Raw genomic sequence first — 18500 nt, 5'->3', positions numbered from 1 at the left:
GCCGTCGCACAACGCCGCATGGACGGTGATCCTGCCATGCCGATGGCCATGCGTGGGCGGGCCCTGCACCCGCAAGCACGGGTACGGCATGGCTTCGATCACCGACCGCTCATGGCGAGCTCTCGGTCCTGTGCTCGAACACCGTGTCGCCGACGAGGCGCAGGACCTGCACGACGCTGCCCGAGGCCATCGTCGCGGAGCCCGCGGCGTCTGCGATAGGCCAGCCGGTACGTGTCGCTGTATCAACCCTTCACGCGGCGATGCACGAACACGAGCAGTCCCGCCACGACGAAGATGCCGGCCATCGCGAGCGCGCTCTCGTGCAGGCGTGTGATGTCGATGCCCACCTTGGGACTCGGCTGCGTCGCCATGTAGTACTGGATGCCGTGGCCGTAGGGTACGAGCCACGCGTACTTCCACGACAGCAGCGCGAGCGCGGCGACCCAGGTGATGAAGCCGATGCCGACCGGCACCATGACGTTGGCGAAACGCAGGCTCAACGCGAACTGCGCGGCGAGGATCGGAAGGACGAGCACGAAGTGGCGGGCCGCATCCTGCAGCGGTGACGCCAGCGACACCGACGACGGCTGCGGCACGTCGGCGAACCACCATGCCGGCACCAGCGCGCCGAGCGTGCCGGCGACGACGAACACGATCAGGAACAGCGCCACGAGCAGTGCGACGATCGCGAACTTCGCGGCGAAGATCGTCGACGACGCCACGGGCAGCGTCGCGACCTGCTTCCACGTGCCGTTGCGATGCTCGACCTGCGCCGCGAGGGCGGTCACGAGGATCACGCCCATCGGCAACAGGAACACGGCCACGGACTCCCAGACGCTGTTCCAGTAGGTGGTCCAGAAGGCGGGATTCGCGTACAGGCGCGGCAACGTCTCCGCATGGAGCAGTCTCACGGCGAGCACCGCGGCCGGCGTGAAGCAGGCACCGGCGAGGACCATCGTGACGGCGAGGCTGCGGCGCAGCTTGCGCGCCTCGGTCGCGAACACGCGCAGGAACGTGGTCATGGCGTGGTCTCCACGGCGGCGAGGTAGAGGCTTTCCATATCGGCGGTGCCGGAGCGGATCTCGTGCACGCCGATGCCGCCTGCGACGAGGCAACGGTTGAGCAGCGCCCGTGTCGCGTCGTCGGTCGCGGGAACATGCACGGCATCGTCGACGAGCCTCGCCGCGGGCACGTGCCGCGCGATCAGCGCATGCGCGCCGACCGGGTCGTCGGTGCCGATGACGACGCCCGCCGCACGCGCATGCGCCTGCCGCAACGCGTCCATCGAGCCCTGGAACACGAGCCTGCCGGCGCGGATCACGCCGACGTGGTCGGCGAGCCTGCCGATCTCGGAAAGCAGGTGGCTGGACAGGACGATCGTGATGCCGGCGGTGTTGAGCCGGCGCAACAGGTCGCGCATCGCGATGATGCCGACCGGGTCGAGACCGTTGGTCGGCTCGTCGAGGATGAGCAGGCGCGGCGCGTGGAGCAGGGCGGCGGCGATGCCGAGGCGCTGCTTCATGCCCAGCGAGAACTGCCCGACCGTGCGGCGATCGATGTCGGCGAGACCTACCGCTTCGAGGACCTCGTCGATGCGCGCCCTGGGCAGGCGCCGGGCGATCTGCAGAAGCGCCAGGTTCTCGCGGGCATCGAGATGCGCGTACAGCGCTGGGCTCTCGATCATCGAGCCGATCATGCCGAGGACGCGTTCGCGCGCCCGCGGCAACGCTTCGCCGAAGATCGTGATGTCGCCGCTGTCGGGCTGCAGCAGCCCGAGCAGCAGGCGCATCGTGGTGGTCTTGCCGGCGCCGTTCGCGCCGAGGAAGCCGTAGAGGCTGCCTTCGGGGACGCGCAGGTCGAGCGCATGCAGGGCGGAACCACCGCCCGGATGACGGTGGCAGAGCTCGCGGGTGTGGATCGCGAAGGCCATGAGGTTGCCGGGAAGTTTAAGTAAGAATTAAACTACGCCGGTTCGTTTGTTTAAGTCAAACTTAAATTTCGGGGTCGGCATGCACGAGGTCGAACGGATCAGGCAACGCAGCGCGCGGTACGCGAACGGCATGGGCATCGTCCTCGCGGGACTGCTCGTGCTGCTCGTGCTCGAGCGGTTCGGATGGATGCTCGCGGTGCCGCGCGAGGCGTCGATGCCTTGGGCCCGCGTCGCGTTGGCGGCGTGCCTCGCGCTGCCCGAGGTGCTCTACGTGATCGCGCTGTGGTGGATCCGTCGCGCGATGCGCGAGATCGCGGCGGGGCAGCTGTTCACGCCCGTGGTCACGCTCGCGCTGCAGCGGGTCGGGTTGCTCATGCTGGTGGGCGCCGCGCTCGGCGTGCTGGTGCTGCCGTCGGTATCCGCGGCGCTCGGGGCGCCGCCCGGCCATGTCATCGCGTACGACGTGTCCAAGGTCGTGATAGGCGCGCTCGGCCTCGCCCTCGGCATCGTCGGGCGCCTGCTGCGGCAGGCTGCGGCGATCCAGTCCGAACTCGATGGGATCTTCTAGTGGCCATCCGCATCACGCTCGACGAACTGCTCGCCCGGCGCGGCATGACCGCCAAGCACCTCGCGACCCTGGTGGGCGTGAGCGAGACCCACCTGTCGCTGTTCCGCGGCGGCAAGGTCAAGGGCGTGCGGTTCTCCACGCTCGACAAGCTGTGCCGGGCACTGGACTGCCAGCCGGCCGACCTGCTCGTGCACGATCCGCACGCTGTGGTCGAGGACGACGAGGCGGACGTCTGAACGACCGATCGGTGCCGTCACATCGACGGCGTGCGCACCACGAGGTACTTGAGGAACACCTGGGTGAGGGGGCCGATCGCAAGCGCGAACACGATCGTGCCGACACCGACCGTGCCGCCGAGCAGCACGCCGATCGCGAGCACCGTGAGTTCGATGCCGGTGCGTACGCGACGGATCGGCCAGCCGGTACGGCGCGCGAGACCGGTCATGAGGCCGTCGCGCGGCCCGGGACCGAGCTGTGCACCGATGTAGAGCGCGGTGGCGAACGCGCAGGTCACGACACCGCCGAGCAGGAACGCGATGCGCAGCGCCCAGCCCTCGGGCGTCGGCAGCAGGGCGAGGCCGATGTCGGCGAACGGGCCGATCAGCAGCGTGTTGGCGAGCGTGCCGAGACCGGGCATCTGCCGCAGCGGGATCCAGCCCAGCAGCACGACGACCGCGGCGAGGATCATGACCGTGCCGAACGAGAACGGCAGGTGCAGCGAGGCGCCGAGGTGGAACACGTCCCACGGCGACGCGCCGACCGCACCTTCGATCATGAGCGCGATCGCGATGCCGTAGAGCCACAACCCCGTGACGAGGCGCAGCAGGCGTTCGGGCAGGCGGCCGCTGCGCAGCTGGGCGAGCGGGCCGAGGTTGGTCAGGCCCTGGGAAGTTGCCGGGGAGGTCGTCGTGTTCATGAGGCCACGATGCGCCCGATTGGCTATTGGCCATAGATCCAATCGTGCGATAGTGGCCTCATGGAGCGCACGATCACGGCCGAACGCCTTGCCACCCTCGTCGGGTCTTTCCACCGCGCGCCGGCCTACCGCGGCCTGTGCCAGGCCTTGCAGGCGCTGATCGGCGACGGCCGCATCACGCTCGGCACGCGGTTGCCAAGCGAGCGCGCGGTCACGGCGGTACTCGACGTGTCGCGCACGACGGTGACGCGCGCGTACGCGGAGCTCGCCGCGAGCGGCTTCGCGGTCGCGAAGCAGGGTTCGGGCACCTACGCGGCGGTGCCCGAGGAGCGCCGCCGCGCGCACGATCACGCGCTGCACGGACTCGGTCCGATCGGGCCGGACGATCCGCGCATCGACCTGTCGTGCGCGGCCGGTTCGGCCTCGGCCGACATCGCCGAAGCCTATGCGCGTGCACTGACGCTGTTGCCTGCGTATCTCTCGACCGATGGCTATCTGCCGTCCGGACTGCCGGTGCTGCAGGAACGTGTCGCCGCGTCGTACACGCGGCGCGGCTTGCCGACCGAACCCGACCAGATCATCGTGACCTCGGGCGCACTTGCCGCGATCGCGGTCGTCGCGCGTGCGCTGTCGCGCTCCGGTGACCGCATCACCGTGGAGACGCCGGGCTACCCGAACGCGATCGAGGCGCTGCGCCTCGGCGGCGCGCGCCTCGTCGCGTCGCCGATGGCCGATCCGCTCGGCGAGCAGGGCTGGGACGTCGACGGTATCGAAGCCACCTTGCGGCAGGTGTCGCCGCGCCTCGCCTACCTGATCCCGGACTACCAGAACCCGACCGGTTTTCTCATGGATGATGCGATGCGCGAGCGCCTCGCCGGCACGCTGCGTGCGACGCGCACGGTCGCGATCGTCGACGAGACGCTGCAGTCGACGAGCCTCGTCGACACGCCGATGCCGAAACCGTTCGCCGCCCACGCGGACGATGCGATCACGGTCGGCAGCGCGTCGAAGCTCTGCTGGGGCGGGCTGCGCGTCGGCTGGATCCGTTCGCCGCGCGACCTCGTCGCGCGTTTCGTCGCTGCGCGCGCGAAGATCGACCTCGGCAGCTCGCTGTTCGATCAGCTCGTCGTGAGCGAGGTGCTGCGCAGCGAGGATCCTTTCGCGGTGCGCCGCGGGCGCGTGCGTGCGCAGCGCGATGCGCTCGTCGGTGCGTTGCGCGAGCACCTGCCGTCGTGGCGCTTCCGCGTGCCCGACGGCGGGCTCACACTGTGGGTGCAGATGCCGCACGGCAGCGCGACGCGACTCGCCACCGACGTCGAACGCGCAGGGCTGCACGTGGTGCCGGGCCCCGTGTTCGGCGTCGAAGGCGGTCTCGATACGTGGATGCGCCTGCCTTATACGAAGCCACAGGAACAGCTCGTCGCGGTCGTCGAGCGGCTCGCGTCGGCATGGTCCGGGCCGTCGCAGCGATCGGCCGTCCACCACGAGGCCGCACGCCCGCTGATCGCGTGAGCGATGCTGCTCCGTGCCCACGTCGATCATGCGAAGATGATTCCGCCCCGGCGTGGACGCCGGGGCGGATGCGGGATCCGATCCCGGTGTTCGACGTGACAAGGGGGGTTCGCGATGTTCATGGCCACCGTGGTTGCCGTCTCCATGCTTGCCGCCGCCCAGGGCGACAAGGTTCCCGATGCAGGACGCGAGGGGCCGGCGACGCCTCCCACCGTGCGGGCCAGCGAGAACACGATCATCGACTACGCGGGCGGCACGCCCGATACGTTCACGGGCGCGCTCGACGCCGACGACTCGACTTACAACCGTGCGACGACGTGCGCCGCGCTTTCCGGGGTGGGTACCGCCGCCGCCTACGACACGATCACGATCACGAATACCAATCCAGGCGTCGCGGATTTCGTCGTCACGTCGAGTCTGCCCGGCGGTGGCACCTGCGGCGATGCGAACGACACGTTCTTCACCCTCTACAGCAGTTTCAACCCCGCGACGCCGCTGGCGAACTGCCTTGCCGTCAACGACGACATCAGCGGAGCGACCAATCGCTGCAGCCGCTTGACCTTCGCGGTGCCGCCGGGCGAGACGCGCATCGTGGTCGTGGCAGGTTTCAACAACGCGTCCGCGCCCGCAGGCCTTTTCAACTACGAGATCAATTTCGGTGGCACCGTGCCGGTCGAGTTGATGTCGTTCGGCATCGACTGACGTCGCGCGAGGCGACTCTCGGGCGAAGGGTGGTCGATGCCGCCCTTCCCCCACGCATCATCGCAGCACACCGGGGCCCCCGCAGCGCTGCGACGTGTCGATCTCGGCGTCACGCCACGTCGGACGAGGTCCTCACGCGTCGGCCAGCGCGGGGCGGTTCTCTCGCTTCGTGCGATGCGCGGCGAGGCAGCTCAGCACACCGAGCACGACGAGCGCGAAGGCGACGCTCTCGAGCAGCGTCGGCCAGCGGCGTTCCCACGCGAGGCCGTAGAGCAACGCGAACACCGTCTCGAACAGGATCATCTGCCCGACCAGCGTGAGCGGCAGCAGGCGGCTCATGCGGTTCCACAGCGCATTGCCGACCAGCGACGCGAGCACCGCGACACCGATCGAGACGCCGGCGAGCATCGCCCATGCCTGCGCAGCGTGCGGTTCGCGATACAGCACCAGTGCGACCGGCGCGAGCAGCAAGGCCTGCGCGCCGGTCATGACGCCGATCAGCAGGTTCCATTCGTGGGCGGTGATGCCCGGCAGGCGTGCGAGCCAGCGGCTGTTGGACACCGCGAACCACGTCCACGAGACCAGTGCGCCGATGCCGCAGAGCAGGCCGATGAGCTTTCGCGTCGCATCGCCCGATGCGGGGCCGGCAACGGATTCCCAGCCGATGCACAGCGCTGCCGCCGTGCACAGCAGCAGGGACGGTGCGAGCCTACGCAGCGGCACCGCGCCGGCATCGCGGCTGCCGATGATCGTGACCGCGACGGGCAGGAAGCCGATCACGAGCGAGGTCATCGCGATGCCGCCGAGTTGCACGGCGCTCGCGAGCAGCACGTAGTAGAGCGCGTTGCCCGCGAACGCGAGTGTCGCGAGCGCGACCCACTCGCGTCGGCCCAGCGATACACAGAGGCGACGCCACAGCGGCGCGACGAGCAGCAACGACAGCAGGCCGTAGAACGCATACCGGCCGACGGTGAGCTGCAACGGTGCGAAATCGCTCACGAGCGCAGGTGCGAGGAACACGAGGCCCCAGAGGGCGCCCGCACCTGCGCCGCAGGCGATGCCGAGGGTGGTGTCGCGGTGGCCCATGCTCGTCTCCTTGTCGACGGAGACGATCGTGTCCGGGAGGCTAGTCCGTCTTGACGGGAACTCGCGGGTTTTGGGCCCTGGCTCCAGCCGCGCGCCGGCATGCGGCCGGCGTGGTGCCGAGCGCCTTGCGCATCGCACGCGTGAGCGCGCTCTGGTCGGCATAGCCGCAGCGGTAGGCGACTTCGGCGATCGGCACGTGAGTGTGCTCGAGCAGATGGCGCGCGCGCTCGAGGCGCCGCGCCGCGAGCCAGGCGCGTGGCGTCGTGTCGAGTTCTTCGAGGAACAGCACGTGCAGGCGGCTCGTGCCGACGCCGACACGCGAGGCCATGGCGTCGACATTCCAGTCCTTCGCCGGATCGGCCTCGACGCGTGCGAGCAGATCCGCGAGACGCGAACGCGGCCGGGGTTCGTCGCCCAGCAGGGCGTCGACGAGCAGCGGCAGCCACAGGCGGAAACGATGAGGGGCGACCTGGCCATGCGACGCGAGCGCGGCCATGTAGTCGGCCAGTCCCGTCGCCTCGGGCGTCAGCCTGAGGTAACGCGTGCGCGCCAGTCTTCCGGTCGCACGCGCATCGAGGTCGCCGGCATGCAGGTCGACGATGATCGAGCGGTTCGGGCCGTCGCCGAGCTGGTCGTGGCGCGCGCCGGCCTCGACGAACGCACCCGTGCTGCGGTCGAGGCGCGCGCCTCGCCCCGCGATGTCCATGGCCAGCGAACCCGCGAGCGGCAGCACGATCTGCGCGAAATCGTGGCGATCGAGCGTGCTCGATGCTCCGTAGGAACGGATCGCGATCGGGTTGGCTGGAGCGGGAACGAGCACGGTTGTGGGTAACGTGAGTTGCGCCGCGTCGCGGGCGCCTGGACGGCCATCCTAGCGCAGGTGCGACCGGGACGAGGGCCGGCGGGGTGTGCCGTGTCGACGCAGCCTGGTGCGCGAGGAGGCCGCGGGGCAGAACGTCACGTCGAGTCGAGGATCGGCATGTGCCGATCCTCGACTCGCATGATCAGGGCCCTTCGAAGCTCCCGGCGAAGATGCGGTCGCTCGCATGCATGCGGAAGCGGTAGAACGCCGACTGCGTGCCGGTCGCGAGCGTCGCGGTGCCGCAGCCGTCGCCCACTGACGAGACGACGCTGCCGGCCTCGGGGAAGTTGCCGAGGAACGGCGTTTCGGCGAGCACGCTGCCTTGCACGCCGTCGAGGAACAGCAGTTTGCCGCCCGCGGCCACGGCCAGGCAGGCGGCGTCGCCTCCGGGCGCGGCAATCGCGCTCACCGGCGTCGGCAGCGGGACATGGCGCAGGAACTGTCGCGTCGTGGCGTCGTAGAAGCTCACCCTGTCCACACCGAGCAGGGCGAACTCGGCACCCGTTGCTCCGTACGGCAGGTAGGCCGCGCCCGTGTTGGCAACGGACAGGGTCCACGAGAGAAGTCCCGTCACGCTGTTGTAGGCACGCAGGCTGTTCGGCAGCACGGCGACCAGTTCCTTGCCGGGCTTGCCCGCTGCGGCATCGCTGATCAGGACATCGAGTATGGGCGAGAAGCCGTTGCCCATCGCGACGGAGTTCCACAACGGAGAGCCGTCGACACCCGAGAACACGTTCAGCATCGCTCCGTGTGATCCCGTCGTCTGCGCGTCGGTCGCGACGACGAAATCGTCGATGCCGTCGCCGTCGTAGTCGAACAGGACGAGTCCCTTGACGGCGCGCGACCGCATCGGGCCTGTGGCGTAGTACCCGATCTGCAACGTGACCTGTTTTGTCACGCCGTCGATCACGATGATCCGCCCGTCGTAGGTCGACGTACCGGCCAGTACAAGGTCCTTGCCGGAGCCCTGCGGTCGATCACGGAACGCGACCCTTCTCGCCGTCATGTAGAACGGTTCGTTGGCGTTGCCGATCGGGCTTGGTGAGCGCCAGATCGGCGTACCCGACACGAGGTCGAACATGCCGATCGTGCCGGTCGAATAGCCCGACCCGGAGGCCGCCACGACCTCCATCCGTCCGTCGCCATCGACGTCGGCGATGCCGCTGGCGATGAACGGTCCGCCGCGCGACCCGATGTGCGACCACTCGATCGTGCCATCGAGGCCGCTCGCAACGTTCACCAGCCGGTCGCCATCGTAGGAGCTGCGCGGCGAGAACACGATCTCCCTGGTACCGTCCCCGTCGATGTCGCTCGCGATGACCGCCGCTGTCCCATGGCCGCCGTTCGGCACGGCGAAGCGTTCCTGATGCGTCGTGCCGTCGATGACGTGGACGGAACCCCACTGGCCGTCGCCGTAGATGATGGCGTCGCGCTCGCCGCCATCGAGGTCGGCGGTCGTGATCGCGCCGATGTCGTGGCTCGTGGACCCGCTCCACAACGGCGACCACGGTGTCGCGCGGAACACCGTGTACGACTGCCATGCCTGGGCGGCGACCCACTGACGGCCACCGCCGGCGGCGAGTCGACCGACCGCCAGCTGGTTGCCGAAACCGTCGATGTAGCTCCATTCGACCGCGCGCGTGGCGCCATCGAGGATGCGCGACGGCGAGCCTTCGGCGAGGATGATTTCCAGGGCCGGATCGGCATCGAGTTGCGCGAGTGCAAGGTCGTAACCCGCCTGCACGGGCGTGCTCCACTTGAGGGCGCCGGTATCGAGCCGGTAGGCCACGAGCGTCGATGAGGTCAGGACCAGCAGTTCGTCGACGCCGTCGGCGTCGATGTCACCCACCGCTGCCGAGACCGCGTTTCCGGTAATGGGGAAGGTGCGCTGCTGCTGCAGCGGCCAGCCCGCATAGTCACGCACCGTTCCCGACGAGCCGACGACCAGCAGGTGCGGCCCCGAGCCGGACGACCATGCCAGCACGCGTGCGATGTTTGCGTCGCCCTGCATGACGTCGGCCTGCTTGAAGCCGGTCGTGCCGTCACCCTTGCGCCCGATCACGAGCAGCACGGCGTCCTGCGCGAACGCGGTGAACGCGACGTCCTGGATGCCGTCGCCGTCGAAATCGGCCTCCGCGAAGCGGCCGTAGGCCGTGTCCCTGAAACTGTCGATGCTGTGGCCGAGCTCCACGAAGATCGGTGGAGACGGCGTGCCCGCGAAGGCGACGCACGACGAGCACAGCAAAGCCGCAGCGAGGCTGCGGCTGCCCTTGGCAACATCCATTGTTCATCCCCTGACAAGTGCAGTGTCCTGCGGCGCGCATCGTCGCCGTGACAGGTCACGCTGTCAACGCAGGCATGTCCGGTAAACGCTGTCCGGGGCGGGCTGATGCAGCAGGCCGGGCGCACCAACGTGGAAGGCCGCGTCGTGATGCCGGAGCGCAGATGCGCCGGCATCGAAACGAGCGGCCGGCACGCAAGCTCGTGAGCGCGTGTCGGGCATCACCCCAGTGCGTGTGCCCGGGCAGCATCCGGATGCTCAGTCGAATCCCGACGCGAAGATGCGGTCGTCGGGGATGTTGCCCGGCAGCTCGTAGGCGCCGAGGTCGCAGGTACCGCCCTGGTTGGGGCGGGTATGGTCCTGACAGCGCGGCACGAGGAACGGATCGCTGTACTCGAACGTGATGTCCTCGCGCGCGCAGGCATCGACGAGGCCGCCGGCAGGGTTGGGGCGGTAGTCGCCACCTGCGGCATTCGCGAACCACGAGGTGAACACGTTGGAGCGGTTGCACGGCCCGAGCGCGTCGATGCCGCCGCTCGCGGCGGGAATCGAGCCCGTCGCGATCGTGCCGCGCATCCTCGTCGTCCAGTCGCCGCCCGCGTAGAGCATCGAGATCGGTGACGCGGGTTCGGTGGTGTTGTCGGATTTGACCTCGACGTTGTCGGCGAAGGTCGTGAACGCGATGTCGGCCGTGCGCGGCGGATCGCCGCCACGATTCCCGAGCGTGACGACCTGGCGGCCCGTGCTGCTGGTGGGGCTGCGCCAGGTCAGGCGGTTGCGCGCGAAGAGGGCGCCTTCGAGGTACAGGCGCGTTCCCCACGCCATGATGGCCGGCGAACCGAACGCGCAGTTCCCGACGAATTCGACCTGGTTGAAGTAGCCCGAGGCACCGTCGAGGTAGACGCCTCCGCCGTCGCCACTGGTGCCGGGGCAGCCGTCGCCCGCCTGATTGGCTTCGATGCGTGAGCAGTTCGGGCCGGTGCAGCGCAGCGCGAACGCATTCGGGTAGTCGCGTGCGAACAGCACCTGCGCACCGCCCGTCGCGTAGAGGCCGCCTCCCATGCTCGCCGCGGTGTTGCCGTAGAGGCGCAGCTCGCGCGCTTCGAACAGGGTCTGGTCGTCGACGTACACGCCGCCGCCGCGCGTGGCGTGGTTGATCGTGATCGCGGCACCGTTGCCGGTGGCCGGCAGCGGCTCGCCGACCGCACCGATGACGACCGTCGAGCGGCGCGCCGCGATGCCCCCGCCTGCGTAGGCGACGTTGGCGACGACGTCGGTGTCGTTGCTGCGGATGTTGAGGTTGGCGAACTCGGCGCGGATGCCGCCGCCGAAGGACTGTGCCTGGTTGTCGACGACCGAGGTGCGGTCGAGCATCTCGAGCGCCGCGGGCGAGTTCTGCGACTCGCCGCGGAGGTAGATGCCGCCGCCGACGTTGGCGCTGGTGTTGTGCACGATGCGCGAATCCTGCAGGCGCAACAGCAGGCGGCCGGTCGCGCGGATGCCGCCGCCACCGCCGTCGAGCGCGGTGTCGCGGCCATCGCTGATCTCGAGGCCGGTCAGGTTCACGGTGACCCAGTTGCCTGCGGGGTTCTCGATGCGGAACACGCGATTCGGGCCATAGGATCCGGCGGCGGGTCCGGCGCTCACCACGCTGCGCCCCGTTCGTTGTGCGCCCGCGCCGCAGGCATTCCAGCCGCCCGAGATCGACACGTTCTGGCCGGTGATCACGAGACTCTGGTTCACGTAGGTACCCGCGCGCACGTTCACGTCGTCTGCGGAGACGCCGTTCGCCGCGGCGGCATCGATCGCGGCCTGGATCGTCGCGTGGGTGCAGCCTGCGCCGCTGCCGACCCAGAACGTGGCGGCAGCGGCGCTTCCGGCGCTACAGGCAGCGACGAGTGCCGTGGCTGCGAACGCGCGCGGACGGGAGAGGAAAGGCATCGGTCACCTCGTGACGAAACGGGAACCTTCCCCATACGCGGTTCGGGCATCGATCCCCCAATGTGGTGCTGCGTGTGGCCGGATGCCGGGGAGCGCGCCGGGCTCTACTCGAAGCCCGAGGCGAAGATGCGATCGGCGGGTGGTGCGGGCAGTTCGTACGCACCGATGTCGCAGGTGCCGCCCTGGTCGATGCCCGGATGGTCCTGGCAACGCACCTGCAGGCGCGGGTCGGTGTACTCGATCGTCACCGCGTTGCGTGGACAGGCATCGATCAGGCGGCCCCCAAGGCTCGGGCGATAGTCTCTCGCCGCCGCATTGACGAAATCCCAAGCCGTCGCACCCACGACGTTGCACGCCCCGGGGACGTCGAGCAGGATCGGGTCGGCCGTCACGAGCGCGGTCACGGTATGGTGCCATGTGCCGAAGATGTCGACCGATGTCGCTTGCGCAGGCAGCGTGGTGCCGTCGCCCTTGACCTCGACGTTGTCCGCGAAGGTGACGAACCCGAGATAGCTCTGCGCGTCGGGGTCGCCGGCGCGTCGGCCGTAGGTAACCACCTGGCGGGATGTCCTGTCGCCGTTGTCGCGGAAGCGCAGGCGCTGCTGCGTGAAAAGCACACCGTCGAGGTACATGCGCGTTCCCCACGTGAAGATTGCCGGCGAACCCCAGGCGCAGTTCCGCACGAACTCGACCTGGCTGAAGTAGCCGGCGGCGCCGTCGAAGTAGGCGGCGCCTCCCGTGCCGCGCGTGCCCGGGCATCCGTCGCCGGCCTGATTTCCCTTGAACATCGAACAACTCGAGTCCGCGCAGCGAACCTGCATCGCGGTCGGATAATCGCGCGAGAACTGGACCTGCGAGCCGCCGGTGGCGTGGACGCCGCCGCCGTTCTCGCTCGCGGTGTTGTCGACGATGCGCAGCTCGCGCGCATCGAACAAGGTGTTGTCGCGCACGTGGATGCCGCCGCCATAGGCCGCCTGGTTGCTGTCGATCGAGGCTCCCGACGTCGTGACGTAGGGGACGGGGGTTCCGACCGCGCCGAAGACCACGCGCGCGGCGCGCGCCGCGATGCCGCCGCCGAAGAAGGCACGGTTGCCGGAGATGCGCGTGCGGTCGCTGCGTACGTAGACGTTGGCGTCGGTCGCCTGGATGCCGCCGCCATGGGAGAACGCCTCGTTGTCGGCGATGTGGACGTTGGCTCGGATCTCGAGCAAGGCCGGTGCGTTCGAGGATGCGCCCTGCACGAACACGCCGCCGCCATCGGCGACGCTCGCGTTGCGGGTCACCTCGACGTTCTCGAGGTACAGCTGCACACGACCCGTGGCGCGTATGCCGCCGCCGCCGTCGGACGAGGCCGCATCGCGGCCGTCGCGTATCACGAGATGGCGCAGCGTCACATCGATCGGGGAGTTCGCCTGCTCGACGCGCAGCACGCGGTTGGCGCCGTGCGTGCCGAGGCTGGATCCTGCCGAGAGCGTGCTGGATCCGGTACGTTGCGCGCCCGCACCGCAGCCGTTCCAGCCGCCGCTCAGGATCACCGAGCTTCCGGCGAGCCACAGGTTCTGGCCCAGCCATGTGCCCTCCCGTATCCGTATCTCGTCCTCGCCTGCGCCGTTAACGCGAGCGGCATCGAGTGCCGCCTGGATCGTGGCGTGGGTGCAGCCTGCCTCGCTGCCGACGGTGAACGTGGCGGCGTGAAGGGCGCCCGTGCTGCCGGCGAGGGCGAGCAGGGTGAACATCCGTGCAGCGTGATGCGATGGTGAGAACGACATGACCGTGCTCCTTGCAGGTCGGTGGGTGCTGCCTCTTACGCAGAGCCGTGCAGGAACCCTCAAGGCCGGACGTGTCGCGAGGTGGCCCGCGGCGGGCCCTCGTGCCGTGGTGGATGGCGCGTGGATGTCCACGCCCAGCAGGCACTGCCATGGACAAGCGTTTCGTGCTCGCACTCGGCCTCGGAACATCGGCCATCATCGGTACCGCCCATGCCCAGCCGGGCAGTGGCGCGACCTGGGACAGCTTCGGACCCGACCGCGCCAGTGGCGTGTTCGTCAACATCACGCGGGAACACCTGCGCAGCCAGAATGCGTACGGCATCGCCGTGGATCCACGCCAGCGCGTGCTCGTGCTCAACGAGTGGAGCGAGGCCGGCAACACGAACTTCGATTGTGCGGTCACCCGGCACCTGCCCAACGCCAGACTCCTGGACATGGCCTACACGGGGCCCGAGGAGCTCGAGGGCACGCGTCGCGTGGCGGCCGACATGGGCTCGGCGAATGCCGATTTCTGCACGTCGATCGACGTCGACGCGCAGTCGCGTGCCGTCATCGCGGGCTGGGGCACGTCCGATCCGGGGATCAGCGGTTTCGTCGTCAGGCTCAATGCGGCGGGTGGTTACGACACGACGTTCTCGACCGACGGCAAGCTCGCCATCAACAACCTCACCCCGTTCCTTAACCTGTCGTCGCGCCTTGAGCACGTGATCGCGGTCGACGACAAGGTGCTGGCCTGCGGTTGGGTGCAGCGCGGTTCCAGCCGCAACATGATGATCGTGCGCTTCGACGCGGAAGGTCGGCTCGACACGACGTTCCGCGGCACGGGTCACCTCGAGGTCGATTTCAACGTCGCCGGGGATCGCGTCGACGGCTGCTCGCGCCTGCTCGTGCTGCCCGACGGCGGTATCGTCGCGGGTGGCATCGTGACGGGCGCCGACGGCGATCAGGCGTACGGACTCGCGCGACTGACGTCGACCGGCGGCTTCGTGTCCGCGTTCGGCAACCAGGGGCGCCTGCTCATCGACGACGGCAGCGCCATCGCAGCGACGCCGACGCTCTCGGACCTCGCATGGGATCCCGCACGGCAGCGGATTCTCGTCGGCTGCGACCTGAGCTTTTCGGCCGGTGTGGACCGTTCGGGTTGCGTGATCGCGGTACGCGGCGCTAACGGCGCGCTCGACACGACGTTCGACGGTGACGGACGCAAGTCGTTCCGGTTCTCGTCGTACGGGCTCGGTCCGCCCCGCATCCAGGGCGGAACACGCGTCAAGCGCCTGCTCATGCGCGACGACGGCAGTTTCAACGTGCTCGGCACGCACGAGAACACCGGCATCGATGTGGCCCGCTTCGGCAGCCACGATGCGGCGACCTTGCGCATCCAGGCCGACGGCAGCGTCGTGCAGGGCGGTACAGGTGCCTACGCGGCGGACGGCGTGCAGTTCCACACGCTTGCCGAGGTGACGCAGAGCGGCGTCAGCCAGGGTGCCCGAGAGCGCACGAGCGAGGTGCTCGTCGACGCCGTGCGCTACAAGGGCAACCTGCTGTTCATCGCCGATCGAGAGCGCTATCCGCCCAACGTGTTCGACCATGACGGCGATGGCAACCTCGACGAGCCGGGCCCGATCGCGCCGGTGATCGCCTCGATCACGACAGAGGGGCTCTTCGATGCCGACTTCGACTTCGACGGCCTCGACACGCCGAGCGCCGCGCCACCCGTGATCGCGGTTCCGGCGGGCTACGGTCACTATTGCAGCGTGCGCAACCGGAGTGGCGGTGGTTATGGCCTGCTTCGGCAGGGTGTCGGCAGCGATCCCTGCCAGGTGTTTCTCGCCGAGGATCCCACGCGCACCGTCGAGCGTGCAGGCCTGTACTCGCTTTCGGGCCTGAACTGGGTCATCGGCACCTGCACGGGCGGCTTCATCACGCTGCGTTCAGGTTTCGGCGTCCAGCCCTTCGACGTGGCGTTCGCCGACACGGCCGGCCAAAGCAACTGCGTGTTCGCGGCGAGTCCCGATGCGTTGCCCGTGTTCTCGCGGCCGTACTCGGGATCGCACACGGGTATCGGCAACACGCAGTCGTTCAACCACGATCCCTACATGATCCCGCTCGACGTGACCGACTACGGCCAGACGCCCGGGTCGTTCGATGCCTGCGCGATCGACAACCGTGGGCGGTCGCGAAGCGTGGGCAATCCGAATGCCAACCCGTCCGAGTGCTGGTTCGACAACTCCGGCATCAACGAACCCGCCGTCGACATCGCCGCGCCGTCCACGCGCATGGCCACGTCCACCGCGGCGGGACGCGTGTCGATGGCGGTGCCCCGCCATGTGGTGAACTATGCGCCGGCGGGCATGGATCCGTACCAGCGCGAGGTGTTCGTCCGTCACCAGATCGGCAGCGGGCGCTACGCCGAGGTCTTCACGACCTACTACGCGCACATGCAGGACACCGCGGTGCGCCGCAACCAGCTCGTCGCCGCCGGTGACGTGCTGGGCAGAATCGGCACGACCGGTGCGTCGAGCGGCGATCACCTGCACATGTCGGTCGTGCGTCATCGCAACCTGACCTTCCGTCCCGCCTTCGAGTTCGACTTCGAGGGCGGGCGCCACGACCGCGACGCGAGCGTGGGCGCGGTCGATCCCTGGGGCTGGCTGGCGCCGCAGGGCTTCGATCCCTGGGCGTGGCGTTTCCGCGACCACGCCAACGATCCGTTGCTCGACGATGCCGGAAGCCTGAGCCCGCGCATGTGGATCAGCGGAGAGGCGCCGCCGCTGCAGTGAAGTCAGGCGGCGGCGGACCCGGGTCCGCCGCCGTCGGCCGCGTGCGCAACGGGCGGGTGCCGCGCCGGCACGTTCGGTGCTCGCGTCCATTACCATGCTTCATCGTGGAAATGTGGACATCATCAGGCGTGGCGGCATCCCCGGCGGCCTTCGGCGGCGCGTCCGGCGCGGCCTTGGCGGGCCACGTGCGGGCCGACGGGACACGGCGTACTCTTGCCGCGAACCGAAGCGAAGGGCCGGCATGAAGGGGGCCACCCGACCGTTCGAGGCGACGCATCCGGTCGAAGCGCGGCGCAACCGTCGCGCGCTCAACCTGCTGTTCGCCACCGGCGCGATCATGATCGCGCTCGGGATCGGCTGGGCCGTGTTCTTCGTGACGCGCGATGCGCCGCACATCGCGGTGGTCGAAGTCGCGCTGGCGGTGCTCGGTATCGCCGTGATTGCAGCGGCACGGCGCGATCGCGTGCGCGGCGCGTCGTGGTTGGCGTTCATCGGCCTGTTCGCCTACATCTGCGTGTTCTCGGCCCGGCTGGACGTGCATACCGACGAGATTCCGCGTACGACGCACCTGTTCCTGCTCGTGCTGGCCGCCTGCGCGCACCATGTGTTCCGCAACGAGCGGCCTTTCGCCCGTTACGGCTGCGTGCTCGTGTTCCTCGCGGCGTTCGTCGTGTTCGCGGCGCTGCCGGACGATCCGCCGGGCCCTTACGCGATCGACGATCGCATGCGCCGGGTCGGCATCTGGGTGAACCTCGTGACGGTCGTCGCGAGCCTGCTCATCGTGCTGCACCTCCAGGAAAGCGATCTCGCCGATCATCGCGCGCTGCACCGGGCCCTTCGCGACGCACTGGCGGAACGGCAGTTCGAATTGTTCCTGCAGCCGCAGGTCGATCCCGGAGGGCGGACCATCGGCGCCGAGGCCTTGTTGCGCTGGCGCGACCCCAGACGCGGCCTGGTGCCGCCGGGTGAATTCGTACAGGCCGCCGAGGACACCGGTTTCATCCTGCCGCTCGGACGCTGGGTGCTCGAAACCGCCTGCCGCCAACTGGGCGAATGGCGTGGCCGTGCGGGACTCGACGACCTGCGCCTCTCGATCAACGTGAGCGCCTTGCAGCTACGCCAGCCCGACTTCGCCGCCGAAGTGCTGGATGCGGTGCGACGCCACGGCACGCCGTTGCATCTGCTTACGCTCGAGCTGACCGAGAGCGTGTTCCTCGACGACATGGACGGCGCGATCGCGACGATGCGTGCCCTCGACGCGGCCGGCGTGCGCCTGTCGCTCGACGACTTCGGCACCGGCTACTCGTCGTTGTCCTACCTGCGCCAGATGCCGCTGTCGGAGCTCAAGATCGACAGCGCCTTCGTCGCCGAGGTGACGCGCGATGCCGGTGCCGCGAGCATCACGCGCAACCTGCTGCAGCTCGGTCGCGATCTCGCGCTCGAGGTCGTGGCCGAAGGCATCGAGGCGCAGGACCAGTTCGATTTCCTGCGCGAGCACGGCTGCGACGGCTTCCAGGGCTACCACTTCGGCAAGCCCATGCCGATCGAGGCCTTCGAGACGCTCGTCGCCGACCAGCGCGCACTGCAGGTCGTGACCTGAGTCGACCGACGCCCGACCTGCGACAGCCGGTCGCCGTTCATCGACGGCGCATCATGCGACCATCGCGCGGCCGTCACGCCATGGGGTCCGCCGATGGGCACGCTGTACCTACCGATCAAGCACCTGCACGTCACGATGGTCGCGCTGTCGGGCCTGCTGTTCCTCGTGCGCGGGCTCGCCCTGTTCGACGGCCAGGCCTGGGCGACGCGTCCGGCCCTCAACCGCACCACGCAGGTCGTCGACACCGTACTGCTGGCTTCGGCGATCACGCTTGCGGTGATGCTCGGCCAGTATCCCTTCGTGCACGGCTGGCTCACCGTGAAGGTGCTGCTGCTGGGCGCCTACATCGTGCTCGGCGTGTTCGCGCTGCGCCGCGGCCGCACGCGTGCCGTGCGCGCGGCGTGCTTCGCCGCCGCGCTGGCCGTGTACGCGATGATCATCGGCGTCGCGCGCCAGCATCATCCGCTGGGCTGGTTCGCCTGAGCGGGCAGGGCCAGTGCTGCTGGCCGGTTCTGGCGGCACGGCATCGCGACGGTTAGGATCGACGTTCACG

At 69.1% G+C, this 18500-nt stretch carries 15 protein-coding genes; 7 read left to right on the top strand and 8 right to left on the bottom strand.

Annotation, left to right across the window (positions count from 1 at the left end):
- Positions 1-242: 242 nt before the first annotated feature.
- Positions 243-1022: an ABC transporter permease gene (locus tag ACQQ2N_RS17840; protein WP_440222917.1), complete on the bottom strand. Its 780-nt coding sequence runs from the start codon at positions 1020-1022 to the stop codon at positions 243-245.
- A complete protein-coding gene (locus tag ACQQ2N_RS17835) occupies positions 1019-1930 on the bottom strand; it encodes an ABC transporter ATP-binding protein (protein WP_440222916.1) in 912 nt (303 codons plus the stop codon). Before ACQQ2N_RS17835 ends, ACQQ2N_RS17840 begins: the two co-directional genes overlap by 4 nt.
- A gap of 130 nt (positions 1931-2060) precedes the next feature.
- Here ACQQ2N_RS17835 and ACQQ2N_RS17830 point away from each other — a divergent pair, with 130 nt between their 5' ends.
- Positions 2061-2498 carry a DUF2975 domain-containing protein gene (locus ACQQ2N_RS17830; protein ID WP_440222915.1) on the top strand — a complete coding sequence of 146 codons (438 nt, stop codon included), beginning with the start codon at positions 2061-2063 and terminating at the stop codon, positions 2496-2498.
- Entirely contained in the window at positions 2498-2734 is a 237-nt protein-coding gene (locus tag ACQQ2N_RS17825; RefSeq protein WP_440222914.1) for a helix-turn-helix domain-containing protein, read from the top strand. Before ACQQ2N_RS17830 ends, ACQQ2N_RS17825 begins: the two co-directional genes overlap by 1 nt.
- Positions 2735-2751: 17 nt before the next feature.
- Here ACQQ2N_RS17825 and yczE read toward each other — a convergent pair whose 3' ends face one another.
- Positions 2752-3414: a membrane protein YczE gene (gene yczE, locus ACQQ2N_RS17820; RefSeq protein WP_440222913.1), complete on the bottom strand. Its 663-nt coding sequence runs from the start codon at positions 3412-3414 to the stop codon at positions 2752-2754.
- Positions 3415-3474: 60 nt separating this feature from the next.
- Between yczE and yczR the strand changes: the two genes are divergently transcribed.
- On the top strand, positions 3475-4926 hold the full coding sequence (yczR, locus tag ACQQ2N_RS17815) for a MocR-like transcription factor YczR (protein WP_440222912.1): 1452 nt from the start codon (positions 3475-3477) through the stop codon (positions 4924-4926).
- A gap of 120 nt (positions 4927-5046) precedes the next feature.
- Positions 5047-5628, top strand: coding sequence for a hypothetical protein (locus tag ACQQ2N_RS17810; RefSeq protein WP_440222911.1), 582 nt, complete (start codon positions 5047-5049; stop codon positions 5626-5628).
- A 132-nt stretch (positions 5629-5760) separates the two neighbouring features.
- Here the strand turns inward: ACQQ2N_RS17810 and ACQQ2N_RS17805 are convergent, their stop codons facing one another.
- The 5 genes from ACQQ2N_RS17805 to ACQQ2N_RS17785 form a co-directional block, all read right to left on the bottom strand.
- Positions 5761-6714 carry a DMT family transporter gene (locus tag ACQQ2N_RS17805; protein WP_440222910.1) on the bottom strand — a complete coding sequence of 318 codons (954 nt, stop codon included), beginning with the start codon at positions 6712-6714 and terminating at the stop codon, positions 5761-5763.
- Between the two features lie 40 nt (positions 6715-6754).
- Positions 6755-7534 carry an AraC family transcriptional regulator gene (locus ACQQ2N_RS17800; protein WP_440222909.1) on the bottom strand — a complete coding sequence of 260 codons (780 nt, stop codon included), beginning with the start codon at positions 7532-7534 and terminating at the stop codon, positions 6755-6757.
- A 184-nt stretch (positions 7535-7718) separates the two neighbouring features.
- Positions 7719-9860: an FG-GAP repeat domain-containing protein gene (locus tag ACQQ2N_RS17795; protein WP_440222908.1), complete on the bottom strand. Its 2142-nt coding sequence runs from the start codon at positions 9858-9860 to the stop codon at positions 7719-7721.
- A gap of 255 nt (positions 9861-10115) precedes the next feature.
- Complete coding sequence (locus tag ACQQ2N_RS17790; RefSeq protein ID WP_440222907.1) at positions 10116-11798, bottom strand: hypothetical protein; 1683 nt, start codon at positions 11796-11798, stop codon at positions 10116-10118.
- Between the two features lie 104 nt (positions 11799-11902).
- Positions 11903-13567 (bottom strand): hypothetical protein, encoded by a 1665-nt coding sequence (locus ACQQ2N_RS17785; protein ID WP_440222906.1) that lies wholly within the window; start codon positions 13565-13567, stop codon positions 11903-11905.
- A 149-nt stretch (positions 13568-13716) separates the two neighbouring features.
- Between ACQQ2N_RS17785 and ACQQ2N_RS17780 the strand changes: the two genes are divergently transcribed.
- The 3 genes from ACQQ2N_RS17780 (at position 13717) to ACQQ2N_RS17770 (ending at position 18430) form a co-directional block, all read left to right on the top strand.
- Positions 13717-16347, top strand: coding sequence for a peptidoglycan DD-metalloendopeptidase family protein (locus tag ACQQ2N_RS17780; RefSeq protein ID WP_440222905.1), 2631 nt, complete (start codon positions 13717-13719; stop codon positions 16345-16347).
- Positions 16348-16423: 76 nt separating this feature from the next.
- Positions 16424-17947, top strand: coding sequence for a putative bifunctional diguanylate cyclase/phosphodiesterase (locus tag ACQQ2N_RS17775; RefSeq protein ID WP_440222904.1), 1524 nt, complete (start codon positions 16424-16426; stop codon positions 17945-17947).
- A 93-nt stretch (positions 17948-18040) separates the two neighbouring features.
- Positions 18041-18430 carry a SirB2 family protein gene (locus ACQQ2N_RS17770; RefSeq protein ID WP_440222903.1) on the top strand — a complete coding sequence of 130 codons (390 nt, stop codon included), beginning with the start codon at positions 18041-18043 and terminating at the stop codon, positions 18428-18430.
- Positions 18431-18500: the final 70 nt, after the last annotated feature.

Source organism: Dokdonella aquatica (genome assembly GCF_051987395.1).
Classification (GTDB): domain Bacteria; phylum Pseudomonadota; class Gammaproteobacteria; order Xanthomonadales; family Rhodanobacteraceae; genus Dokdonella.
The sequence above is the reverse complement of the archived record's forward strand: the minus strand, read 5'-3'. Positions and strand labels throughout refer to the sequence as shown.

Excerpts from the sequence above, each read along its gene's own strand:
- yczR (WP_440222912.1), top strand. The coding sequence starts at position 3,475 with ATGGAGCGCACGATCACGGCCGAACGCCTTGCCACCCTCGTCGGGTCT.
- ACQQ2N_RS17785 (WP_440222906.1), bottom strand. The coding sequence starts at position 13,567 with ATGTCGTTCTCACCATCGCATCACGCTGCACGGATGTTCACCCTGCTC.
- ACQQ2N_RS17770 (WP_440222903.1), top strand. The coding sequence starts at position 18,041 with ATGGGCACGCTGTACCTACCGATCAAGCACCTGCACGTCACGATGGTC.
- ACQQ2N_RS17810 (WP_440222911.1), top strand. The coding sequence starts at position 5,047 with ATGGCCACCGTGGTTGCCGTCTCCATGCTTGCCGCCGCCCAGGGCGAC.
- yczE (WP_440222913.1), bottom strand. The coding sequence starts at position 3,414 with ATGAACACGACGACCTCCCCGGCAACTTCCCAGGGCCTGACCAACCTC.
- ACQQ2N_RS17795 (WP_440222908.1), bottom strand. The coding sequence starts at position 9,860 with ATGGATGTTGCCAAGGGCAGCCGCAGCCTCGCTGCGGCTTTGCTGTGC.
- ACQQ2N_RS17835 (WP_440222916.1), bottom strand. The coding sequence starts at position 1,930 with ATGGCCTTCGCGATCCACACCCGCGAGCTCTGCCACCGTCATCCGGGC.
- ACQQ2N_RS17790 (WP_440222907.1), bottom strand. The coding sequence starts at position 11,798 with ATGCCTTTCCTCTCCCGTCCGCGCGCGTTCGCAGCCACGGCACTCGTC.
- ACQQ2N_RS17840 (WP_440222917.1), bottom strand. The coding sequence starts at position 1,022 with ATGACCACGTTCCTGCGCGTGTTCGCGACCGAGGCGCGCAAGCTGCGC.
- ACQQ2N_RS17805 (WP_440222910.1), bottom strand. The coding sequence starts at position 6,714 with ATGGGCCACCGCGACACCACCCTCGGCATCGCCTGCGGCGCAGGTGCG.
- ACQQ2N_RS17830 (WP_440222915.1), top strand. The coding sequence starts at position 2,061 with ATGGGCATCGTCCTCGCGGGACTGCTCGTGCTGCTCGTGCTCGAGCGG.
- ACQQ2N_RS17780 (WP_440222905.1), top strand. The coding sequence starts at position 13,717 with ATGGACAAGCGTTTCGTGCTCGCACTCGGCCTCGGAACATCGGCCATC.